Annotated in this window: 21 protein-coding genes and 1 tRNA gene; 17 read left to right on the forward strand and 5 right to left on the reverse strand. The window is 61.2% G+C overall.

Annotation, left to right across the window (positions count from 1 at the left end):
* The first annotated feature begins 36 nt into the window (after positions 1–36).
* From GQ651_RS01895 to GQ651_RS01915, 5 genes are all read left to right on the forward strand, one after another.
* Positions 37–1,680 (forward strand): ComEC/Rec2 family competence protein, encoded by a 1,644-nt coding sequence (locus GQ651_RS01895; RefSeq protein ID WP_160762522.1) that lies wholly within the window; start codon positions 37–39, stop codon positions 1,678–1,680.
* Between the two features lie 332 nt (positions 1,681–2,012).
* Positions 2,013–3,047, forward strand: coding sequence for a class 1 fructose-bisphosphatase (locus tag GQ651_RS01900; RefSeq protein WP_160762523.1), 1,035 nt, complete (start codon positions 2,013–2,015; stop codon positions 3,045–3,047).
* Positions 3,048–3,353: 306 nt separating this feature from the next.
* Positions 3,354–3,986 carry a TetR/AcrR family transcriptional regulator gene (locus GQ651_RS01905; RefSeq protein WP_160762524.1) on the forward strand — a complete coding sequence of 211 codons (633 nt, stop codon included), beginning with the start codon at positions 3,354–3,356 and terminating at the stop codon, positions 3,984–3,986.
* A gap of 135 nt (positions 3,987–4,121) precedes the next feature.
* Positions 4,122–4,955: a CPBP family intramembrane glutamic endopeptidase gene (locus GQ651_RS01910; protein WP_160762525.1), complete on the forward strand. Its 834-nt coding sequence runs from the start codon at positions 4,122–4,124 to the stop codon at positions 4,953–4,955.
* A complete protein-coding gene (locus tag GQ651_RS01915; protein ID WP_160762526.1) occupies positions 4,952–6,124 on the forward strand; it encodes a serine hydrolase domain-containing protein in 1,173 nt (390 codons plus the stop codon). The genes GQ651_RS01910 and GQ651_RS01915 overlap by 4 nt, the downstream gene beginning before the upstream one ends.
* Before the next feature lie 229 nt (positions 6,125–6,353).
* Here the strand turns inward: GQ651_RS01915 and GQ651_RS01920 are convergent, their stop codons facing one another.
* From GQ651_RS01920 to GQ651_RS01930, 3 genes are read right to left on the reverse strand one after another with little or no spacing between them, the layout of a single operon-like run.
* Positions 6,354–6,935 (reverse strand): VOC family protein, encoded by a 582-nt coding sequence (locus tag GQ651_RS01920; RefSeq protein ID WP_160763912.1) that lies wholly within the window; start codon positions 6,933–6,935, stop codon positions 6,354–6,356.
* A gap of 40 nt (positions 6,936–6,975) precedes the next feature.
* A complete protein-coding gene (locus GQ651_RS01925) occupies positions 6,976–8,289 on the reverse strand; it encodes a phenylacetate--CoA ligase family protein (RefSeq protein WP_160762527.1) in 1,314 nt (437 codons plus the stop codon).
* Positions 8,286–9,068, reverse strand: coding sequence for a citryl-CoA lyase (locus GQ651_RS01930; RefSeq protein WP_160762528.1), 783 nt, complete (start codon positions 9,066–9,068; stop codon positions 8,286–8,288). Before GQ651_RS01930 ends, GQ651_RS01925 begins: the two co-directional genes overlap by 4 nt.
* Before the next feature lie 301 nt (positions 9,069–9,369).
* Here GQ651_RS01930 and GQ651_RS01935 point away from each other — a divergent pair, with 301 nt between their 5' ends.
* The 5 genes from GQ651_RS01935 to GQ651_RS01955 all read left to right on the forward strand — a co-directional run bounded on the left by GQ651_RS01935 (position 9,370) and on the right by GQ651_RS01955 (position 13,939).
* A complete protein-coding gene (locus GQ651_RS01935; RefSeq protein WP_160762529.1) occupies positions 9,370–10,215 on the forward strand; it encodes a MurR/RpiR family transcriptional regulator in 846 nt (281 codons plus the stop codon).
* A gap of 219 nt (positions 10,216–10,434) precedes the next feature.
* Complete coding sequence (locus GQ651_RS01940) at positions 10,435–11,415, forward strand: TRAP transporter substrate-binding protein (protein WP_160762530.1); 981 nt, start codon at positions 10,435–10,437, stop codon at positions 11,413–11,415.
* A gap of 21 nt (positions 11,416–11,436) precedes the next feature.
* Complete coding sequence (locus GQ651_RS01945) at positions 11,437–11,958, forward strand: TRAP transporter small permease (RefSeq protein ID WP_160762531.1); 522 nt, start codon at positions 11,437–11,439, stop codon at positions 11,956–11,958.
* Entirely contained in the window at positions 11,958–13,244 is a 1,287-nt protein-coding gene (locus GQ651_RS01950) for a TRAP transporter large permease (protein WP_160762532.1), read from the forward strand. The genes GQ651_RS01945 and GQ651_RS01950 overlap by 1 nt, the downstream gene beginning before the upstream one ends.
* On the forward strand, positions 13,244–13,939 hold the full coding sequence (locus tag GQ651_RS01955; protein WP_160762533.1) for an aspartate/glutamate racemase family protein: 696 nt from the start codon (positions 13,244–13,246) through the stop codon (positions 13,937–13,939). The genes GQ651_RS01950 and GQ651_RS01955 overlap by 1 nt, the downstream gene beginning before the upstream one ends.
* Positions 13,940–14,334: 395 nt before the next feature.
* Here the strand turns inward: GQ651_RS01955 and GQ651_RS01960 are convergent, their stop codons facing one another.
* Positions 14,335–15,360 carry a methionine synthase gene (locus GQ651_RS01960; protein ID WP_160762534.1) on the reverse strand — a complete coding sequence of 342 codons (1,026 nt, stop codon included), beginning with the start codon at positions 15,358–15,360 and terminating at the stop codon, positions 14,335–14,337.
* Positions 15,361–15,818: 458 nt separating this feature from the next.
* On the opposite strand from GQ651_RS01960, the gene GQ651_RS01965 reads away from it, so the two are divergent.
* The 4 genes from GQ651_RS01965 (at position 15,819) to GQ651_RS18870 (ending at position 19,198) form a co-directional block, all read left to right on the forward strand.
* Positions 15,819–18,104: an arginine/lysine/ornithine decarboxylase gene (locus GQ651_RS01965; protein ID WP_160762535.1), complete on the forward strand. Its 2,286-nt coding sequence runs from the start codon at positions 15,819–15,821 to the stop codon at positions 18,102–18,104.
* A gap of 129 nt (positions 18,105–18,233) precedes the next feature.
* A complete protein-coding gene (locus GQ651_RS01970) occupies positions 18,234–18,749 on the forward strand; it encodes a sensor histidine kinase (protein ID WP_160762536.1) in 516 nt (171 codons plus the stop codon).
* A 29-nt stretch (positions 18,750–18,778) separates the two neighbouring features.
* Positions 18,779–19,060, forward strand: a complete 282-nt coding sequence (locus tag GQ651_RS01975; protein WP_160762537.1) for a hypothetical protein — start codon at positions 18,779–18,781, stop codon at positions 19,058–19,060.
* A gap of 12 nt (positions 19,061–19,072) precedes the next feature.
* Complete coding sequence (locus GQ651_RS18870) at positions 19,073–19,198, forward strand: hypothetical protein (protein ID WP_264464678.1); 126 nt, start codon at positions 19,073–19,075, stop codon at positions 19,196–19,198.
* Between the two features lie 187 nt (positions 19,199–19,385).
* Here the strand turns inward: GQ651_RS18870 and GQ651_RS01980 are convergent.
* Positions 19,386–19,469 (reverse strand) — tRNA-Tyr (locus GQ651_RS01980).
* 143 nt (positions 19,470–19,612) lie between these two features.
* On the opposite strand from GQ651_RS01980, the gene rlmB reads away from it, so the two are divergent.
* The 3 genes from rlmB (at position 19,613) to GQ651_RS01995 (ending at position 21,285) form a co-directional block, all read left to right on the forward strand.
* Positions 19,613–20,386 (forward strand): 23S rRNA (guanosine(2251)-2'-O)-methyltransferase RlmB, encoded by a 774-nt coding sequence (rlmB, locus tag GQ651_RS01985; protein WP_160762538.1) that lies wholly within the window; start codon positions 19,613–19,615, stop codon positions 20,384–20,386.
* A gap of 8 nt (positions 20,387–20,394) precedes the next feature.
* Positions 20,395–20,721, forward strand: coding sequence for a hypothetical protein (locus GQ651_RS01990; RefSeq protein ID WP_160762539.1), 327 nt, complete (start codon positions 20,395–20,397; stop codon positions 20,719–20,721).
* Between the two features lie 108 nt (positions 20,722–20,829).
* Positions 20,830–21,285: a YHS domain-containing (seleno)protein gene (locus tag GQ651_RS01995; protein ID WP_160762540.1), complete on the forward strand. Its 456-nt coding sequence runs from the start codon at positions 20,830–20,832 to the stop codon at positions 21,283–21,285.
* Positions 21,286–21,309 lie beyond the last annotated feature (24 nt).

A 21,309-nucleotide genomic window follows, 5' to 3' on the forward strand; every position in this document is an offset into this window, starting at 1 on the left:
GATGCCATTCGATAGTGTCATTCACGGAGTCCGGAAATGCCGTTTTCGACAGATAAAAGCTATTTCATCGCCCGGCCGGATGTCGTTTTGAAATCTGCGCCTGGGGGCGGTAGTGCGCGCAACCACCTCATTCTGGGCGATTGGCTGCGCTATCTCGGCGATACCGATGGCGAGTTCATCAGGATCAGATGCCGGGGCGACGAAGGATGGGTCCACGAGGACGACGTGACCGAGACTCGCGCGCTCGAGATCAATTTCGTCGATATCGGGCAGGGCGACGGCTGTCATATCGTGACACCCGATGACGAGATTATCCTGATCGACGCGGGCGTCGGCACGAACATGGAGCGGTTCCTGAGCTGGCGGTACAATCTCCGCAGCCGGAACGTGCGACGTGCGCCGGACTTCGATCCGGCCAAGCCCGAGCGCGAGCCATGGAAGATCGACTATGTCGTCGTCTCGCATCCCGACAATGACCATTACCTCGGCTTCCGCCAGGTCTTCGACAACCCGAAGCTGTCCTTCGACAAGGTCTTCCACAACGGTATCGTAGAACGCCCCGACGAGCCTGAAGACCCCGCCTTGTCCTATCCCGACGACCTGGGCGGCTATGTCGACGGGAGCCCGAAGATGCTGTGGGATGTGGCGCATACGAACAAGCGCCTGAAGGAGATCGTCAACGCGTTCCCCGACACGCGAAAGCAGTTAATCTCGACCTATCGGGCCTGCCTTGCGAACACGAAGACGGCGACCTTCCGATCCCTCGGGCGGAAGCGGTCGCAGCTGGAGAACGGCACCCGTGTGTTCTTCGACAAGTTCGACGGCACGGGCAGCCCGCTTGCCTTCGAGGTGCTCGGCCCGATCTACGAGCCGGTCACCCATGACGGTCAGACGCGGGACGGCCTGCGGAAGCTCGGCGCAGAGGGCGTGACCAAGAACGGGCATTCCGTGATCCTGAAGCTGACCTACGGCAAGCTGGCCGTCATGCTGGGCGGCGATCTGAACACACAGGCGCAGGACTTTCTGCTCAGTCTTTATGCCGGAGGACCGAAGAAGACGTCGTCTCTTGAGAAGAAGATTGCGGGGTTCGAGGCGGAGGGCAACCAGATCACCGCCGAGGATCAGGCCAAGCTGGACCGCGATCGCGCGAAGCTGGACGGGATCATCCAGACCGCGCGGCAGACCTTTCAGGTGGATGTCGCAAAAGCCTGCCATCACGGGTCGTCCCACATCATGGACGCCTTCCTTGCCGCGCTGAACCCCGTGGTGACGGTCATCTCATCGGGGGATGAGGAAAGCCATTCCCACCCGCGGCCCGATGCGCTTGGAACTTTTGGCAAGCATGGCCGGGGGCGGCGGCCATTGATCTTCTCGACGGAACTGGCACGGTCCACGCGCGAATTCACGCCTGTCATCAATTACCTGAACATTCTCAGGGCGTTCGAGGCGAGACTTGAAGCGGAGGCCGATCCCGATAAACGGCGCGAGATCGAGCAGGACATGCAGGAGAAGAAGGACCGGAACGTCGCCGTCTACGGGATGATCACGCTCCGCGCGCTCGGCGACACGATCCTTCTGGCGCAGAAACTGGAAGAGCCGCGCTCGGAGGGCGAGAAATGGGACCTCTACGAGCTGCACCACAACGACAAGACGGGGATGTACGAATACGATCCGCACTGACGCGGCCATAGCCTCCGGCACCGTTGGCAGCCAGCTCGGCGCTACGGCGATTGAGCCGGACGCCGCCTGTGTCACTCTCCCGGTCCCCGCGGGAATTTCTCGTTTGTCAGGGAATCCGAAGGGTATAGCCGAATTTCTTCACGATCTTCGGGCGCGCGGGCGCACCGTACCGACGTGTCATTTGCCGAACACGCAGAGATCGTCGAGTATCTGAAATCTGGCGAGGTCGATCTCGCAAAGAGTGTTCTTTGGAAGCAGATCACGCGCGGGGAACGCGCATATTCAGAGCTGACGGGTCCCCAGGCCTGACGGACGAACAGGAAGGAATGAAGATGACCGACACCTCGATGACGTACATGCAGTTCCTGCTGAACGAGCGCCGTCGGTCAGAGAGCGACCGGGACTTGATGACCTTGCTCCACGGCGTGGCAACTGCCTGCAAGGCGATCTCGAACAGTCTGAAGAATGGCGCGCTTGCCGATGTCCTCGGCAGCCTCGAATCCGAGAACGTGCAGGGAGAGACGCAAAAGAAGCTCGACGTGATCGCCAACGACATCTTTCTGAGGCGCTGCGAATTCAGCGGTGTTCTGGCGGCAATGGTCTCGGAAGAGCTTGAAGAAATCTATCAGATCCCGGAGCGTTTTCCGAAAGGGCAATACGTGCTCTTCTTCGATCCGCTCGACGGCTCATCGAATATCGACATCAACGTCTCTGTGGGCTCGATCTTTTCGATCCTGCGCCTGCCGGAGGTGCCGGACGTTATTACATACGAGACCGTTCTGAGGCCGGGTGTCGAGCAGGTGGCCGCCGGCTACGCTCTTTACGGTCCGTCGACCATGCTTGTCCTGTCGATCGGCCGAGGCGTCGACGGCTTTACGCTGGATGGCAATATCGGCGAATTCCGTCACACGCACAGCAGTATTTCCATTCCTCCGGAAGCGGCGGAGTTCTCGATCAATGCCTCGCGGGCACAATGGTGGGAGCCCCCGGTGAAGCGCTACATCGACGACTGCGTCGCCGGAGAAAACGGGCCGCGCGGCAAATACTTCAACATGCGGTGGATTGCTTCGATGGTCGCCGAAGTCCATCGCATACTCCTGCGCGGAGGGATCTTCCTTTACCCTATCGATGAGCGGAACTCGGATGCCGGCGGCAAACTGCGGCTGTTCTACGAAGCCAATCCCATGGCGTTCCTGATCGAACAGGCCGGAGGCGCGGCCTCGACCGGGCGGGAACGTATTCTGGATGTGCAACCGCTCACGCCGCACCAGCGTGTCCCTGTCATTCTGGGCTCGCGCGATGAGGTCGAGTTGGTTGAGAGGCTGCACAAAGAGTATGACGAGGCGTCGCGCTCTTCGGTTTCCTGATCCCGGCTATCGGCATCGTCTTGCGGCGGCGCCATTCAGGACTGGCAGCTTGGGCTAGGCCGAGAGCGTTCGCGCGACCGAAATAATACCACTTTGGCGAGCGCGGTCCGGCGAACGGCGGCGCGACAGGATTCGGGTCCAAAGAAAGCCGACCGTTCCCGTCGGAAGACTTCGGCCAGCCCGAAAGCACAAACACTTCAGCTAGAGTCAACGTGGGATCTGCGTCGGCAGATGTCTCGGGCTCTTCGCTCACTTCTTGACTGACTGACCGTCAGTCAGTAAGGATTGTCGAAACGGAGAATCGCATTGGCCCGAATAGTCAAAGCCCCGGAAGAGCGGCGCGAGGAGATCATCGAGACGGCGGGTCGCCTGTTTCGAGCGCATGGCTACGACAAGTGTTCGGTCGAGATGATTATTCGCGAGATCGGCGTCGCGAAGGGCACGTTCTACTATTACTTCAAGTCCAAGCCCGAGATCCTTCAGGCGATCGTGGACAAGACGCTCGATCAGATTGTCGAGATGGCGCAGGGTGTCGCGGACGATGCGTCGCTCTCGGCTCTTCAAAAAATGGAGGCGCTGCTCGGCAACAGCCATATCGGAAACGACGACGGTCCCGAAGTCGCCGAAATGCTGCATCTCCCGGAGAACCGCGCACTTCACGAACTGACGAATATCCAGACTATTCTTCGGCTTTCGCCAATCCTTGCGACGATCGTCGAGCAAGGGATCGCGGAGGGGGAGTTCGACGTCGAGAGACCCCTTGAGACCATTCAGTTTCTATTCACCGGAGCACAGTTTCTGACCGACGGCGGCATGTTCGGCTTTACCGAGGCCGAACTCCGCGAGCGGCGCCTTGTAATGCAGTCGGTGATCGAAAAGGCGCTTGGGGCAAAACCGGGCAGTTTTCACTTCATGAACCCAGCCGGGACCATGGGGTAGGGGCATGAGCAGTCCAACACACAGTGATCGCCAACGCGCCATTAGGCGGCGGCAATGGCGACGGAGCCAAGCAAGTCACCGGACCGCGCTGTCCGGGACTGCTCTCTTCAACCACATATCCGGGGGAGTCATCCCATGGCACAAATAGCTGCACCGAAACGCATCCCGTCCTACGCACTTTTCGTCTTCGTCGCCGTCACCTTCGCGATCACATGGGGTATAGTCGCGATCTACATCGTGGCGCCTGACTGGTCGAGTGCGCGCTTCGGCGAGATCACCGGGTCTCATCCGTTCTTCTTCCTTGCAACCTGGGCGCCGGCGATCTCGGCCTTTGGCCTCGTTCTGATCTACGGCGGCACGGCAGGCCTGAAAGGCTTTCTCTCCCGACTTTTCCTGTGGCGCATTCCGTCTCCTTGGATCCTGCTCATCGCCGTCGGACTTCCCGCCATCTACATGCTTGGCTCTCTGGCGAAAGGTGGTCCGCTGCTTGCGCCGCTGCCCCCCGAAGGCGTCAGCGCGATGATCGCCCTCACTTTCATGATGCTCTTCCTTGGACCCATCGAGGAATTCGGCTGGCGCGGCGTCGCACAACCCATCCTGCAACGCCACGTGGCGCCGCTCTGGGCCGGGATGATCATCGGCACGATCTGGGGAATTTGGCACCTTCCCGCGTTCTTCCTGTCGGGAACGGTTTTCGCGACATGGAACTTCCTGCCGTTTTTCATTGGCAACATCACGTTGGCGGTTCTCGTGACACCGATTTTCAATGCGTCCCGCGGCAGCCTTTTGTGGCCGATGCTTTTTCACTGGCAACTGATCTTCCCGATCTGGCCGGATGCCCAGCCCTACGACACATGGCTTTACCTTGCCGTCACGGTTGTTGTCGTCTGGTGGAACCGCGAGACCATGCTGCACCGCACGGGTGCCGTGACCGAAGTCATCCCCGGCGAACAGGGGGCAGACCAATGAAACGTGCCCTTGCAATTGCCATCGCACTGCTCTTGCCCGCCGGAGCCTTTGCGCAGCAGACCCTCGCGGGTCCTTCGGAGTTGAAAAACGCCATTCAGGACGTGCTCGAAGCCTTCCACGAGGACTATGGCTTTCCCGGCGCAACCGTGGCCGTCGTAAACAGAACCGGCGATATCGACACCGTCGCTGTCGGTATGGCGGACGTTGAGGCGAACACTCCGATGCGGCCCGAAAGCAGGATGCTGGCTGCCAGTATCGGCAAGACGGTCTGGGGTGCCCTGACACTCTCTCTGGAAGCGGACGGGTCGCTGGATCGGTCTGATCTCGTCTCCGTCTATCTGGGGTCTCAGCCTTGGTTTGCGCACCTTCCGAATGCTGACACCATGACTGTCGGTCAGCTTCTGACGCATACCTCCGGCCTCCCGGATCATGTTCACATGGATGGGGCCGCCGAGGCGCTGATCGCACTGGGCGAAACCAGCCCTTTCGATCCGGCGAAGGCCGTCGCGCTGGTGCTGGACGCGCCACCCCTCTTCGAGGCCGGCACTGCCTGGGCATACACCGACACAGGCTACCTGCTTCTTGGTCTTGTGATTGAGGCAGCCACCGGTGAGTCTGTCTTTTCACTTGCTCAGGATCGACTTCTGGCCCCGGTCGGTCTTCGGTCTACCACCCCATCCGACGCGCCTGAACTCGAAGGGCTCGCCGTCGGGTACACCACGCCCGACAACCCCTTCGGCCTGCCTGTGCGTACGATGGACGAAACCGGAAAGCTGACCTGGAATCCCGCCATCGAATGGACAGGGGGCGGTTTTGCCTCGACCTCGGCGGACCTCGCCCTGTGGGGGAACGCTTTGTTCACCGGACGTGTCCTGCCATCGGATTACCTGCCCGATTTACGCGATGGCGTTTCCGTACACGCGGATGCACCGGGGGTCTTCTATGGAAGCGGGGTCGCGATCTATCAGGGCACGCCCTACGGGACCGTTCTGGGGCATGGCGGCTGGATCCCCGGTTACGTTTCAAGTCTGAGGCACTACGCCGATCACGACCTTACCATCGCGTTTCAGATCAATTCCGACGTTGGTGTTGTCGATGACTCCACCGACCTAGTGCCCGCGCTGGAGGCGGCGCTGGCAGAGGTTGTCCTTGGAACTGCGTCCCAATGAAATCTGCCGCCTGCAAAGAGGCGGCACATTAGCTGGCACTGCTGTGTGCCGGGCATGCGGAGGCAGAGGATGCGAGACGTATACGCGCCCGCCTTCGGGGCCGCCGGGGCATATGCTGCCTTGTCATATGTCCGTTCCGCGCCCGAAACAGCCATTTGCCGGCCAGCTTAAGGCCGCTGTGACCGGCGCTGCTGGCAACGGCAGTGGGGGCAGGCGACAAGAGCCCGGTTTAGTAGGCCTTTCGCGGTGATCTGTCGTCGGACAACGAACTTTGCCGGCGTTCGACGAGCAGCTCGATTGCGTCAGCAAGGTGCTCCCGATCGATATGATGGTCTCCACGCTCGACGCGAATTCTATGCGCTTCGATCATCACGTCGGCATGCCGGCACCCTTCCGGTGGCTCGAACCTGTAGCTTGCGAGTTCGAGCCTGAGACCAAGAGGATCGCGGAAGTAGATGGAATCCATAAAGCCGCGGTCGACCGGGCCCGAGTGCTTGACGCCGCGCGCATCCAGCCGTGCCGCGACCTGCCAGAACGTGGCCTGGCTGACATTCAGAGCGAGGTGATGAAGCGACCCAATGGCCTCAGGGGGCGGGGTGGGATCGGGCTTGCGCTCTTCGTTGGTGAAGATCGTGATGAGGCGGCCATCGCCCGGATCGAAGTAGAGATGACCCTCTTTCGGATTGTCGAGGTTTGGCTGATCGAAGACGAATGGCATCCCGAGAACGCCTTCCCAGAAGTCAATCGACGTCTGCCGGTCAGCACCGTTGAGCGTGATGTGATGCACGCCCTGCGTCTGGATCTTTCTGATCTCATTTGATTTCGACATATCGTTCCTCCCGATCTGACAGTTAGTCCGCCTGGGACCAGTCTACCAGTTTCGATTTGTAGTCCGTCCTTGGCAGTGTTCCGAAGGGGACCAATGCTACTTCAGTTGTTACAAGGAGTTCGTCGCGAATGCGCGTGCGAATACGGTCCGCGAGGTCTTCTTCGGGGCGGGCATCCCGCCCAAGTTCAACTGTCACGGGCAACGGGGGCGTCTGTTTGACGGCTCGCGCTTTCGGCCGGATCGAAACTGTTCCGCTCACGACATGGCCGAACCTGCCGACCACGTCCCGGATGGCGGACGGATACACATTCACGCCCCGGACGATCAGAAGATCGTCGGTTCGCCCTATGCAGCGGACGCGAGGTGTGGTGCGGCCGCACGGACAGGTCCCTGCTGCGACCCGCACCCGGTCCCGCGACCGAAACCGCAGAAGGGGCGCCGCCCGGTGCCGAAGATGGGTGTAGACAAGCTCGCCTTCCGCGCCGTCCTCAAAGGGCAGCGGCGCACCGGTTTCGGGGTCGATCAGTTCGACGTGAACGAAGCCCTCTCCAGAGAAATGCATTCCGTTCTGCTCGTGGCATTCGCCCCAGAGCGAGACCGAGATGTCTCCGATCCCCATCGCTTCGGTCACCTTGGCGCCCCAGGCCTCTTCGATGCGCTTCCGCATCTCTGGCTCGCCGCCGCCTGGTTCACCGGCGACGAGTATCTTGTTGACCGCTGAGGACGCAGTGTCGATGCCACGGTCGAGTGCCCATTCGGCGAGATGCAGCGCATAGGACGGCGTGCACCCAAGGACCGTTGGTTTCAGAAGCTGTACGGCCGTCATCAGACGCTCGGTGTTCCCGGCGCCGACCGGAATATGGCAAACGCCGATCTCGGCGAACGCGTCGAGCGTCACTCCGGCCACGAAGGGACCTGCGTTGTAGGTGGTGACCATCCGTTCGCCGGATGTCAGCCCGCTTGCCCCGTAGGAGCGGGTCGAGATCTCGATCCAGGCGCTCAGGTCGTCGGCGGTCAGCGGGATGTAGCTTGGGGTTCCCGTCGTTCCGCTGGTCGAATAGACGCGGACCACGTCCTCCATGGGCGCCGCGAGGTGCTTGCCGATGGGGTGCTGTTCGTCACGCGAGGCCCGCAACTCGTCCTTTTCAGTGAAGGGAAGTTCGTGGATATCGGCGAGACCACCCGCGTCCTCTGCCGAGGCCACTCCTGCAGCCGCAAGTTTCTCTCTGTAGAAAAGAGAATTGCCGAGAAGATAGTCCAGCTGGGACCGGTAGGCGGGGTCCGCCGTCAACTGCCGTTCATGCCAAGGCAGGTCCTCTGCGGTCGCCGGGTTCATTCGGTCGACGCCGTGGGGACAAACGTGATCCCCATTTCCGCATGGTGTGCCAGCGCGAAGCCGATCGGCGTCTCGCTTTCTTCCGCCAGATGGGCCAGCAGGCTCGCGGTTCTGGCAAGGATCGGAATTGCCTTCAGAACGGCGACCGGAAAGTCGAGGTCCAAGAGCACGGCCGGAATTGCGAAGGACACATTCATGGGGATCGGCTTGGGCCAGATGCGCGCAACGGCATCTTCGATGTCGCGGGCGAGCCTGGAATAGGGGCCCGCGACACCGCGTTCTTCTGCCAGTGCGAGAATACGCTGCGCCCGCGGATCAACCGGCTTGTGCAGCGGGTGTCCGAACCCGGGGATGCGCAGGTTCTCGTCCCGCATCCGGGCAATGATGTCGTCCACGGTCTCGCCATTCTGATCCATCCGGGTTTTCGTCTCCCGCAGAAACTGGCCGGCGATTTCCGTGGTTCCGAGAATGACCTTTCCGCACCCGAGGAGGCCGGCGGCGACAGCGCCTTGAAGGAAGTCCGGGTCGGCGGCGTATGTCATTCGCGCGGCCTGATTTGTCGGCACGAGGCCGTGCTCTGCAATCGACACAAGCAGCAGGTCCAGAAAGAATGTCTGCTCTTCGGTGGGCTTGCGGCCGGTCGTCAGCAGATAAAAATATTCCGTGAAGCTGAGGTGCCCCATCAGATCCGTGACCAAATCCTGGCCTCTCACCGTGATCGCGTCTGGCGTTGCGGTGGAAATCGACGTCGTGGCCTTGCCGGCTTTCCCAATTTGCATGTCCGTCCTCCCGTGACGGCAACTGTAGCTCGAAACTCTCCGGGTTAAACAGCTTCGGGTGCGGCGATGCCATTAATGCCGAAGCACGGACCGCCGCTCACCTGAGAATATCCTCATGGAAGGCGCCGGTGGCACTAGGTGTGGCGGGATCACCGAATCGCAGTCACGCTGGGGCTGCTACGGGCGGCCCGCTTCCTTGCATACGGGTCTGTGGCTCTGCTTGGAGAACTGTCACCGGCGCCCCTCGGCGGACGTCACTAATCGGTTTACGCGGGAGGCGATGGCACGCATCTTGTCGGCGATGAGTATTGATCAGACCAAACCTTTTCTGGCGCGCGTGACCGAAGCGCTTCCCGAGCTCAATCCGAGCGAGCGCAAGCTCGCGGACCTTGTGCTGGACTTTCCGGGAGAGATGGTCGGCTACACGGCGACGGAGATTGCCGAGCTGGCCAGCGTCTCGAATGCGACGGTGTCGCGTTTCGTTCGCCGGATCGGCTATGGGTCCTTTGACGAAGCGCGCCGTGCAGTCCGTGACGAGCAGCGGGCGGGAACCGCGCTCCTTCGGTTCTCCAACACCATGCCGACCGGCAACGGAGCCGTGGCACGGCATTTCGAAACCTCGCAGCAGAACCTTGAGGTGACCTACAGCGGTCTGGAGGATGAGCTGATCGACGGGCTCGCGCGGGCGATGCTGGCGGCGCCGCGGGTCTGGTTCATCGGCTTCAGGGCCGGCCAGTCCTTCGCGCAGTATCTGGGCTGGCAGACGTCTCAGGTGCTGCCGAATGTGACCGTGCTGCCGCGGGCAGGCGAGACGATGGCGGAAAGTCTCGCGTCGCTCAGGGCGGAGGACGTGGTGATGCTGATTGCGCTGCGGCGCAAGCCAAAGCTCGTTGGCGCGGTCGCGGACGCGGCGCGAAAGGCTGGGGCGGGGCTTGCCGTTCTTCAGGATCGGCCGAGCCCCGAGCTGGCGGAGGCGGATTGGTACCTGACCTGCGCGACCACGACCGCCGGGCCGCTGATGAACCATGTAGCAAGCATGGCGGTATGCAATCTGGTCGCTGCCCGGGTCATCGAACTCTCAGGCGCGGCGGGTCGGGGCCGGATGGCCGCGATCGAGGACGGACACAGGCGTTTCGACGAACTTTGATCGCGCAGACTCGCGCGCCGCAATCCGCGCCGAGAATTCGCGCGGCGCACAAATCACCCGGATCTCACCCGCTTCTGCGCCGTTTTTTCGGGCAGTTCTTGTCTGGCGTTTGATTTTTTGAGAAAAATGATTTTCATGATTGCCGTATTGGGAAAATGATTTTTCACAAGTGGAGGTCGAGTCGCCCCACTCTCAATCAATGACCGAAAGGACCATCAAATGACGATCTCCCGCTTGAGTCTGATTGCCGCCACCAGCCTGTTCGCCCTGCCGATCGCGGCCTCTGCAGAAGCTGTCATGCAGATCAATTCGTCGCTGCCCGAGGGCTCCTTTGCCCACGTCTTCCTGCAGGAATACGAGAAACGGCTGGAAGCGGCCGCGCCCGGCGAGATCGACGTGCAGATCTTCATGTCGAACACGCTCGGGAAGGAAGAAGACGTCCTTCAGGGGCTCGGCTTCGGCACTCATCAGGCGTCCCTGTCCGCCTCCGCAGTCTCGCAGATCAACACACGGACGTCGATTTTCGATCTGCCCTACCTGTTCGAGGACCGCGCCGCGGTTCAGACCTTCATCGACAGCCCGGCGGGCGAGATGCTGGCCGAAGGCTTTGAAGGCTCTGGTATGGTTCTGGCAGCGATGTGGGACAACGGGTTCCGTCAGATCACCAACAATGTGCGTCCGATCGTGACGCCGGCCGATCTGGATGGTCTCAAGATCCGCACTCCCACCAACCGGCAGCGCGTCGAGATGTTCAACACGCTTGGCGCCAACGCGACCCCTCTGTCCTTTGGCGAGGTCTATTCCGCGCTGGATCAGGGCACCATCGACGGACAGGAGAATCCGGCGAACGTTGTCGATACGGCGAAACTCTACGAGGTGCAGGGCTACATGTCCCTGTCGAACCACGTTTACCTTCCGACCTTCCTCGTCATCGGTGAGCCCTTCCTCGCCTCGCTTGACGAGGACCTGCGCGACACCGTCATCTCGGTCGCCAAAGAGGTCGCGCCATGGTCCTTCGAATGGGGCGAGAACACCGACACCGAGACGATCGCGGCCCTTTCCGACAAGCTCGAGGTCAACGAGATCGACTTCGCGGCGTTCCAGTCGGCGGCGGCTCCGCTTTATGAAAGCCCGACATTCGTCGACGTCATCGGCGCCGACATGATCGCGGCGACCAAAGACGCGCTCGGAATCGAATAATCCCGCAGACAGAGGCCCGACATGAACCTGCTCGAAGTGCTCATCCTGAAGACGGACCGTTGGCTCAGCGCCTTGTTGGATGCCATCGTGGTCGGACTTGCGGGCCTCTTGCTGATCCTGCTGAACTGGGCGGTCTTCGCCCGGTTCGTTCTCAACGACAGTGTGTCATGGGGCGAGGAACTCCCTGCCTATCTGCTGGCTACGCTGACTTTCGTCGGTGCCGCCTACCTGACCCGCACCAACGAACATCTGGGCTTCGACGCGGTCCTCAGGGTTATGCCACCGGCGATGCAGCGGATCGTCACCGCCTTGAACCTTGTCCTGATGGCGGGCTTCGGCGCGCTTCTGGCGTGGTACGGGGGGCTTGCCGCGGCCAGTTTCGTCGGACGTTCGCTCATCTCGATCGACGCGCCGATGGCGCTGTTTCGGGCTGCCATGCCCTTCGGAGGCGCCCTGATCACCCTTGTCTGCATGGTGCGTCTGGTCGGCATTGCCACCGGTCGGATCGACCCCATGGATCTCTTGCCGGAAAGCGACGCGTGATGTTTCTGGAACCCGGATGGATCATTCTGATCCTGCTCGTCACCCTTCTGATCGCCGGTCTGCCGATCGCCTTCGTTCTGGGCGTCACGGCTGCGGTGATGATCCTGCTGGACCCCGGCGTCGTGCCCCAGATCATGGGGCTGATACCCTTCGGCGGGGCCAACAACTATCTTCTGGTCGCGGCGCTTTTGTTCATGATCGCGGGCGAGATCATGAACCAGGGCAGGATCGCGGAGAAACTGATCGCCTTCGCTTCGTCGCTCGTGGGGCACATTCGCGGCGGTCTCGCGCATGTCAACATTCTGACTTCGCTGTTCTTCTCCGAAATCTCCGGGACCGCCACATCGGATGCCGCCGCGATCGGGTCGGTGATGATCCCGCAGATGCGGAAGAGGGGCTATCCCGCCGCCTTTGCAGCGGCGGTGACGTCGACCTCGGCCACGATGGCCATCATCGTCCCGCCCAGCCTGAACCTCATTCTCTACGCCTATGTCGCGAACACCTCGATCGCCGAGCTTTTTGCGGCGGGCATCCTGCCGGGCTTCCTGGTCTGCGGGCTGCTGATGGGTACGGCATACATCATCTCGGTGAAACGGGGTTACCCGACAGAAGGCGCATTCTCGTTTGCCCGCGTCATCGAGACCGGAAAGGACGCAGCGATACCCCTGACGCTGCCGATCCTCGTGCTGGCCGGTATCCTTGGCGGAATATTCACCGCGACCGAGGCGGGCGCCATCGCAGCCTTCTGGTCCATCGTGCTGGCGATGCTGGTCTACCGCACGGTGAAGCTCGGGACGCTGGTCGATACGCTTCGGATCGCGGGCAAGCGCTCGGCCATGCTGATGTTCATCGTGGCGACCTCGACACTCCTCGGCTGGTATCTGACCAACCAGCGCATTCCGCAGGATATCGCGCAGGCAATTCTCGGCATTTCCGAGAATTACTGGGTCGTGCTCCTTGCGATCAACGTCTTCTTCCTGCTGGCCGGCACGATCATCCACGGAACGCCCGCGATCCTGATGCTGGTCCCGATTTTCCTGCCACTGGCGGATCAGCTCGGCATCGACAGGGTGCATTTCGGCCTGATCCTGACGATCAATCTCGGGATCGGGCAGCAGACGCCGCCGGTCGCCTCGGTGGTTCTGATCACCTGCGCCATTGCGAAGATTTCAATCGCCAAAATCGTGCCGTCCATGCTGATGTTCATCGCGGCGATGCTGGTTGCGCTTCTTCTGGTCAACCTGATCCCGGCGCTCTCGCTCTGGCTTCCGTCGGTCATTCTCTGATGCGGCTTCTGGTCATAAACCCGAACACGTCGCGTGGAGTCACAGACCGCATCCGGGTCGCTGCGAATGCCGCGGCATTGCCGGGCGACCACTTTACTACGCTTTGCCCGAGCTGGGGGCCGGAGCTGATCGTCACCGATCATGATGCGGAGGAGGCCACCCGTGCCGTCGTCGAAACGGTACACGCCTACGACGCGCCCTGCGACGGTATCGTTCTGGCGTCCTTCGGCAACACAGGCGCCGAGCAAGTCCGCGCGATCCGGCCCGATATCCCGGTCATCGGCATCGCCAGCGCGGCCTTCCTGACGGCGCAATCCATCGGTGGCCCCTTCGGGATCGTGACGTTCGGCCGTGGCCTCGTTCCCGGCCTTCGCGCGAAGGTCGAAGAGGCGGATCTGAGCGACTCTTTGCTGGACATCACTTTTGTCGAAGATGACGATTTCGGCGATCCGGGCACGGTCCAGACACGGTACGAGGGACAGCTGGCAGAGCTTTGTGCCCAGATGTCCCGTCGTGGAGCTGCCTGCATCGTCCTGGGCGGCGGACCGCTTGCAGGTCTTGCGCGCCGGTTGTCGACCAACTGTCCCGTGCCGGTCATCGATGGAACCCAGGCGGCGGTCAATCTGATGCGAACGATCATCGTGCCCTCGGCACAAAGTGCCACGGTCGGTGGCCGGATGTCGGCAAAGCCCTGACACATCGTGACCGACGATCCGGAACGTTGAGCGCGGGCGCTGATGGTCGCAGTTCCTCGGCGATCCTCGAAGGTCGGCATCCGGTAGGGTTAAGCACGAAAAGACATCGGGAAATTTCCGTAATCCCGCTCGATCGGGATGCGCAACTGGCTAGCCTGATCTGATTGGTCCGATGTGTTTGCTAGTGCATGATCATTCATCCATCCTCGAAAAGCGCGGTTCTTGGATGCATGAGCGCCTCTAATTGTGGGACCATATCACCATACGGCAAAAGTGTCCGCATCGGGCTTTCAGCGGACATCTGACGAGTTCAGCAGGCTCTCAGTAACTACAAACCGCTGAATGACCGCTCTGCGGACGAAACCGACATTCGGACCGGGCAGTGGCGTCGGGTTCTAGCGTGCCGCCAGCTCTTTCCGTATGATTTCAGCCCCTCTTCCCAAAGCGTGTAATTTGCCTTCGGCAACACTTCGTGGCAACGGCGCCATACCGCAGTTGGTGCAGGCGATCAGCCGCTCGGGATCGACGAATTCCATCGCTGCTCGAAGGGTCGAAGCGACTTTCTCGGGTGTCTCGATTTCGTTCGTCGCGACGTTGATGGCGCCGACCAAAACTTCCTTTTCCTTCAACTCCGACATCACTGACAGGGGCACGTGCGAGTCCGCGCATTCCAGAGAAACCTGATCGATGCGGCTGGCATTCAGGGCGGGGAAGAATTCCTCATACTGCCGCCATTCATCGCCGAGCGTTTCCTTCCAGTCGATGTTCTGCTTGATGCCATAGCCGTAGCAGATGTGCACGGCGGTCTTGCACTTCAGGCCCTGAATGGCGCGGTGAAGACAGTCGACGCCCCATTCCGGAACGAGGTGCATGAAGGCATTGAAAGCAGGCTCGTCGAACTGGATTACGTCGACTCCAAGCGCTTCCAGTTCTAGGGCCTCTTCGTTCAGCAACTCGGCGAATGCCATCGCCATCTTCGACCGCTCGCCATAGTGATTGTCGGCAATCGTGTCACAGATCGTCATCGGCCCCGGCAGGGTGAACTTCAGCTGCTGCGTGGCATGTTTGCGGAGGAACTTCACGCTGTCGCCATGCACGGATTTCTTCCGCCTGACCTCCGATGTGACTGTCGGCACCGAGGCGTCATACCGGTTGTCCCGGATGCCCATCGTGGTCATCAGGTTCCAGTCGATGCCGTCGACCTCTTCCAGGAAACCGTGGACAAAATGCTTCCGGAATTGCTCACCGTCGGACTGAATGTCGATACCGGCCTCGTCCTGGATCTTGAGCCAGCAGAGTGCGGCATCCTGCTGCCCCTCGATCAGCTGATCACCTTCCAGCCGCCACCCAGCCCAAAGTTTTTCGGGCTCGGCAAGCCAGCTCGTCTTTGGCAGACTCCCCGCAATTGTTGTCTGAATCATCCTTGACCTCTGTTTGAGAACCGCAATTTCAACAATCAGTACAACCAGATGGGTCGATAAGGTACCGAGAATTTCTGTCCGCCTCGAGCTCAGAACGATTACCTTATGAATTGGATCCGTCTTCCTCGACTTTAGGGCATACGGAAGCTCTTCCTGGTCCGTGCGGGACAATGTCTGGTTATTTCATGCCGATTGGAGGCGGTTACTCCCATTTCTCGACCCTTCCACCTTCTGATATTCGCTCCAGCGCCTCGGCGCAGAGGTTGTCATCGAGGTCGCTTTTCGCGGCGATGTCATTCGACGTTGGGATGCGAAAGTTGCGGGCTGGCCGGTAGAGATGTCTTTAACGCTGGAATGTGCACGAAACACTCGCTCTAGTCGCGTTGGCGAGCCTTGACGCCGCTCGACACGGCGTTGAGTAACGGCTCACCGCCAGCGCTCCTTCGAAGGATAGGCTAATGAAGTTCCGCTTTCCCATCATTGTAATCGACGAGGATTTCCGATCCGAGAACACCTCCGGGCTAGGGATTCGCGCGTTGGCTCAGGCTTTCGAAAGTGAGGGTTTCGAGGTTCTGGGCGCAACAAGCTATGGGGACCTGTCGCAATTCGCACAGCAGCAAAGCCGCGCTTCGGCCTTTATCCTTTCGATCGATGACGAGGAATTCACCCCGGGACCCGAGCTGGACCCTGCTGTCCTGAATCTTCGCAGCTTCATCGAGGAGGTCCGCAGCAAGAACGCGGACGTCCCGATATATGTCTACGGGGAAACAAAGACGTCGCGGCACCTGCCCAACGATATTCTGCGTGAGTTGCACGGCTTCATCCACATGTTCGAGGATACTCCCGAGTTCGTGGCCCGACACATCATTCGCGAGGCCAAAAGCTACCTCGAAGGCATCCAGCCGCCGTTCTTCAAGGCGCTTCTGGATTACGCCGAGGACGGTTCCTATTCCTGGCACTGCCCGGGTCACTCCGGAGGCGTCGCGTTCCTGAAGTCGCCAGTCGGACAGATGTATCATCAGTTCTATGGCGAGAACATGCTTCGCGCCGATGTCTGCAATGCGGTCGAGGAACTGGGCCAGCTTCTGGATCACAACGGGGCAATCGGAGCGTCGGAGCGAAATGCCGCGCGGATCTTCAACGCCGACCACTGCTTTTTTGTCACGAACGGGACATCGACTTCGAACAAGATGGTCTGGCACCACAACGTGGCCCCGGGAGACGTGGTGCTGGTCGACCGGAACTGCCACAAGTCCATCCTGCACTCGATCATCATGACCGGCGCGATCCCGATCTTTCTCAAGCCGACGCGAAACCATTGGGGCATCATCGGCCCGATCCAGCGAGCGGACTTCGAGCCCGAGGCGATCAAGGCAAAGATCAAGACCAACCCGCTTCTCGAAGGGGTGGACACGGATAAGGTGAAGCCCCGCATCCTGTCGCTTACCCAGTCGACCTATGACGGCGTCCTCTACAACACCGAAGAGATCAAGCAATTGCTCGACGGCTATGTGGACACACTGCATTTCGACGAGGCATGGCTGCCCCATGCTGCCTTTCACTCGTTCTATGGCACCTATCATGCGATGGGCCGCAAGCGGCCACGGATGAAGCGCTCGATGACCTATGCGACGCAGTCCGTCCACAAGCTGCTGGCGGGCATCAGCCAGGCGAGCCACATCCTGGTGCAGGATTCCGAAGAAGATCATCTGGATCGGCAGTTGTTCAACGAATCCTATCTCATGCACACCTCCACCAGTCCCCAGTATTCGATCATCGCCAGCTGTGATGTGGCGGCAGCCATGATGGAGCCGCCCGGCGGCACCGCGCTGGTCGAGGAAAGCCTTATGGAGGCACTCGATTTCCGGCGCGCCATGCGAAAGGTCGACGAAGAGTTCGGCGAAGACTGGTGGTTCCAGGTCTGGGGGCCGGAAGACCTCTCGGCCGAGGGTATAGGGCGCGCGCGTGACTGGGAGCTCAAGAAGACGGACAGCGCTGGCGTCGAGAGTTCGGGCGAGGACGCATGGCATGGCTTTGGAGACATCGCGCGCGGCTTCAATATGCTGGACCCGATCAAGGCGACCATCATCACGCCGGGGCTGAATATCGACGGCCGGTTCGAGGACACGGGCATTCCGGCCGCCATCGTGTCCAAGTACCTTGCCGAGCACGGGGTCGTTGTCGAGAAGACCGGCCTCTACAGCTTCTTCATCATGTTCACGATCGGCATCACCAAGGGGCGCTGGAACACGCTTCTGGCGGCGCTCCAGCAGTGCAAGGACGACTACGACCGAAACCAGCCGCTCTGGCGGATCATGCCGGAGTTCTGCGCCAAGCAGCCGCGCTACGAAGGTATGGGTCTGAGGGATCTGTCTCAGCACGTCCATGAGCTTTACCGGAAGTACGACGTGGCGCGGCTCTCGACCGAAATCTACCTTGGCGATCACCACCCGGCCATGACACCCTCCGAGGCATTCTCTCACATTGCGCGGCGGACGACCGAAAGGGTCGCCATCGACGATCTCGAAGGCCGTGTGACCACCAGCCTGGTGACGCCGTACCCGCCCGGTATCCCGCTTCTTGTGCCAGGCGAAGTCTTCAACGCCAAGATCGTCGACTACCTGCGTTTCAACCGTGAATTTGCACGCGAGTGCCCGGGATTTGAGACCGATATTCACGGGCTAATGAGCGAGACAGGTGGCAAGGGAGAGGTCGACTTCTTCGCCGACTGCGTGAAGGTTTGATTGGCGAGGAATTAGGTGTCGCCCGACAATTCGGTCCTTTGCCGTGCGTGATGTCATTTCGTGCAACGGGCTGGAGGTGACGCTGCGGACATCGAGTAGTCATTTTGCCGGGGCAGCCAGACCGTTGAGTTGCGCAAGGCGCAACAGCGCTCGTTTTTTGCAACGGGTCTGATCGGCCTCGCGGGCCTTTCGCTCATCGGTCTCGGATTCGTCTGGTTTGCGATCCGAACCTTGCTGGCTCCATTGCGCCAGGTCGACGCCGACCTCGCGCAGCGCGAACCGGCTGATCTTGGCGAAGTCGTTGGCACGCCTCCGCGCGAAATCAAGGGGCTTTCTGACGCGATCAATGGGTTCATCGACAGGCTGAGCCGCAGCCGAGCGCTGACCGAAACCTTCATTGCTGATGTTGCGCACCAGACGCGCACCTCGCTATCCGCCCTGCAGGGGCATTTGTCGCTGGCCGTCGACCCGGATAGCCCCGAACAGATGCGCTCCCGGCTGATCAAGGCGGACAGGCAGGCCAAGCGCACGGTGCGACTGACGAACCAGCTTCTGGCTAACGCGATGGTGATACACCGGTCTGGCCGGTCCAGCCTTCAGCCGGTCGCCTTGAAAACCTTGGTGCGCGATACCTTCATCGCATAGACTTCGCAGGTTCCGCGCTACGCATTCAGATGAACCTTGCGCCGCTCCTCGATCAATCGGAAGCACCGGAGGTCCTGGCGCCGCCTTTTGAGGTGCCGATCACGTTCCGACGCAATGGGCGGAACCGCCCGATCGTCTTGCGCGCTGACAAGGGCGCGCCGCAGCGTGAACCGGACCTCATCGCACTCGTCGCTGACGCGCGGCGTTGGATGGGCGACTTGATCAAAGGCAAGGTCGCGACCGTTGCAGAGATCACGGAACGCGAGCAGCTGCGCCCGGGTAATGTCAGCCGAGTCCTGCCGCTCGCCTAGCTTGCCCCGGACATGGCTTCCGCGATTCAAGAAGGGCGACAGCCGTTCGATCTGACTGCCAAAAAGCTGCGTGATCTTCCCGACCTTCCCCTCGATTGGGCGGAGCAGCGCCGCGTTCTCGGCTTTACTGCCGCCTGAATCGCCTCTGAGCCCCCTAGAGATATCACGCGGAACTCGCCCGCAGAGACTTCTGGCGAAATTGCCCGGATAAGGCCGCTTGCAGAGACCAGATTGGGGCTTTGCCACCTTGCAATGCCCTGCAACCTACGGAAAAAACGCCATTATCTTCAAGGCGCAATTATCCGACTGTTCGGGAAAAGGTGAGTGGTGGGCGACCCTGGAATCGAACCAGGCGTGCGTCTCCGCGAGGGAGTTACAGTCCCCTGCCACACCTTGCGGCCTGTCGCCCACTTGCGCCGGCACGCGTCCGGCACGGGGGGCGGGATAGCTTCGGCTGCGGTTCCGGTCAATACGAAAATCGCCCTTCGGGTGATGCTTGTGAGACGCCGCACGGGGCGCTAGGGACGGACAACACGTGCGAGGAGCCGGAGCATGAAAAAACCGAAATGGGTGGTCGAGAAGGAAGCGGCCCGCAAGGCCGAGGCGAATGCCACAGTCTGGCTCTTCGGGCTGCATGCCGTCCGCGACGCGCTGGCCAATCCGCGACGCGAGAAACTGCGGCTGATCCTGACGCGCAACGCCGCTGACCGGCTTGGCGATGCGCTTTCGGCCGCCGGGATCGAGCCGGAGATCGCCGATCCGAGAAAGTTTCCCGCACCGCTCGACCCCGGCTCGGTCCATCAGGGGGCCGCGCTTGAGGTGCGGCCGCTCGACTGGGGCGACCCTCTTGAACTGATCTCGGGGGCAGGGGGCGCGCCGGTGCTGTGTCTCGACCGGGTGACCGATCCGCATAATGTGGGCGCCGTTCTGCGCTCGGCCGAGGTGTTCGGCGCGGCGGCGGTCATCGCGCCTGCGCGCCATGCCGCACCGGAAACAGGGGCGCTGGCCAAGACGGCCTCGGGCGCGCTTGAGCGGCAGCCCTATCTCAGGGTGCGAAACCTCGCCGCTTCCATGGGCATGCTCCGCGAGCTGGGCTATCACCTGATCGGTCTGGATGGCGAGGCCGAGGCCGAGCTTGGCGCCGCGCTCAAGGACGCAGGTACCCGGCCCGTCGCGCTGGTGCTCGGGGCCGAGGGGCCGGGCCTTCGCGACAAGACGAAAGAGACCTGCGACCGTCTGGCCCGCATTCCCTTCGCGCGGGATTTCGGTTCGCTCAACGTTTCAAATGCGGCTGCGGTGTCCCTATATGCGGTGATGAACCGCTGAGGGATAAGATGCCCCATTCGACCAAGATCGCCACTTGCTGTTATTGCGGCGCGCGCGCCGCGCTGGTGCTCAAAGGGCGCGAGCGCCACGAACTGGCCTGTTCCAGTTGCGGTGCGCCGCTCCATGAGCTGAAAAAGCTGCCTTCCGACACGCGGGGCGAGCGGGAGCTGGTAAAGCCGTCGCCCGTCCGGGTCGACAACCGAATGTCCAAGCAGCACCGCGCGCCGAAACCCAGGAAGGGGAACAAGCGGCGCGGGCTGACGGGCTTCCTGCTCTACAAGCTGGCGGATGCGGCGGAAGACGTCTTCGACGACGTGTTCGACATCTTCGATTGAAACAATTCTCACGGGCGGCGTGCCTGCCGGTCACGTCCGCGTATCCGGGGTTTCCGCAAGCCTGCCGAGGGCGCATCTTCTGCTCGTCAGAGCCAAGGAGCCCAACCCATGATCTCGCGCCGTCACCTCATCCTGTCCGCCGCCGCGCTGCCGCTGGCCGGAAGCCTTGCCAGCCCCGCCATGGCCGCCGAGCCTCCGGTTTTTCAGATGGGCGGTGTCGCCATCAACGGGATCGACCCGGTCGCCTATTTCACCCAAGCCAAGCCCGTCGAGGGCAGCGACGCCGAACGGCTGACCTATATGGGCGCCGATTTCCTCTTCGCCTCCGCCGAGAACCGCGAGATGTTCGAGGCGAATCCCGCCAAATACGCCCCGCAATATGGCGGCTATTGCGCCTATGCCGTGTCCAAGGGCTATACCGCCACCACCGACCCGAAGGCGTGGTCGGTCTATAACGACCGGCTGTATCTCAATTATTCCCGCGCCGTCCGTGCCCTTTGGGCGGTCGACAAGGAAGGGCATATCGAGCGCGCCGATGCCAACTGGCCGTCCGTTCTTGGCTAGATCACATTTTTGGCACCTGCACTT

The organism is Kangsaoukella pontilimi, from assembly GCF_009830125.1.
GTDB lineage: Bacteria > Pseudomonadota > Alphaproteobacteria > Rhodobacterales > Rhodobacteraceae > Kangsaoukella > Kangsaoukella pontilimi.

What these genes read in the sequence shown, in the direction of transcription:
- GQ651_RS01925 (WP_160762527.1), bottom strand. Translation starts at nt 8,289, where the DNA reads ATGAACCCGGCGACCGCAGAGGACCTGCCTTGGCATGAACGGCAGTTG.
- GQ651_RS01945 (WP_160762531.1), top strand. Translation starts at nt 11,437, where the DNA reads ATGAACCTGCTCGAAGTGCTCATCCTGAAGACGGACCGTTGGCTCAGC.
- GQ651_RS01935 (WP_160762529.1), top strand. Translation starts at nt 9,370, where the DNA reads ATGAGTATTGATCAGACCAAACCTTTTCTGGCGCGCGTGACCGAAGCG.
- GQ651_RS01950 (WP_160762532.1), top strand. Translation starts at nt 11,958, where the DNA reads ATGTTTCTGGAACCCGGATGGATCATTCTGATCCTGCTCGTCACCCTT.
- GQ651_RS01915 (WP_160762526.1), top strand. Translation starts at nt 4,952, where the DNA reads ATGAAACGTGCCCTTGCAATTGCCATCGCACTGCTCTTGCCCGCCGGA.
- GQ651_RS01965 (WP_160762535.1), top strand. Translation starts at nt 15,819, where the DNA reads ATGAAGTTCCGCTTTCCCATCATTGTAATCGACGAGGATTTCCGATCC.
- GQ651_RS01990 (WP_160762539.1), top strand. Translation starts at nt 20,395, where the DNA reads ATGCCCCATTCGACCAAGATCGCCACTTGCTGTTATTGCGGCGCGCGC.
- GQ651_RS01940 (WP_160762530.1), top strand. Translation starts at nt 10,435, where the DNA reads ATGACGATCTCCCGCTTGAGTCTGATTGCCGCCACCAGCCTGTTCGCC.
- GQ651_RS01895 (WP_160762522.1), top strand. Translation starts at nt 37, where the DNA reads ATGCCGTTTTCGACAGATAAAAGCTATTTCATCGCCCGGCCGGATGTC.
- GQ651_RS01930 (WP_160762528.1), bottom strand. Translation starts at nt 9,068, where the DNA reads ATGCAAATTGGGAAAGCCGGCAAGGCCACGACGTCGATTTCCACCGCA.
- GQ651_RS01975 (WP_160762537.1), top strand. Translation starts at nt 18,779, where the DNA reads ATGAACCTTGCGCCGCTCCTCGATCAATCGGAAGCACCGGAGGTCCTG.
- rlmB (WP_160762538.1), top strand. Translation starts at nt 19,613, where the DNA reads ATGAAAAAACCGAAATGGGTGGTCGAGAAGGAAGCGGCCCGCAAGGCC.
- GQ651_RS01955 (WP_160762533.1), top strand. Translation starts at nt 13,244, where the DNA reads ATGCGGCTTCTGGTCATAAACCCGAACACGTCGCGTGGAGTCACAGAC.
- GQ651_RS01995 (WP_160762540.1), top strand. Translation starts at nt 20,830, where the DNA reads ATGATCTCGCGCCGTCACCTCATCCTGTCCGCCGCCGCGCTGCCGCTG.
- GQ651_RS01960 (WP_160762534.1), bottom strand. Translation starts at nt 15,360, where the DNA reads ATGATTCAGACAACAATTGCGGGGAGTCTGCCAAAGACGAGCTGGCTT.
- GQ651_RS18870 (WP_264464678.1), top strand. Translation starts at nt 19,073, where the DNA reads ATGGCTTCCGCGATTCAAGAAGGGCGACAGCCGTTCGATCTGACTGCC.
- GQ651_RS01900 (WP_160762523.1), top strand. Translation starts at nt 2,013, where the DNA reads ATGACCGACACCTCGATGACGTACATGCAGTTCCTGCTGAACGAGCGC.
- GQ651_RS01910 (WP_160762525.1), top strand. Translation starts at nt 4,122, where the DNA reads ATGGCACAAATAGCTGCACCGAAACGCATCCCGTCCTACGCACTTTTC.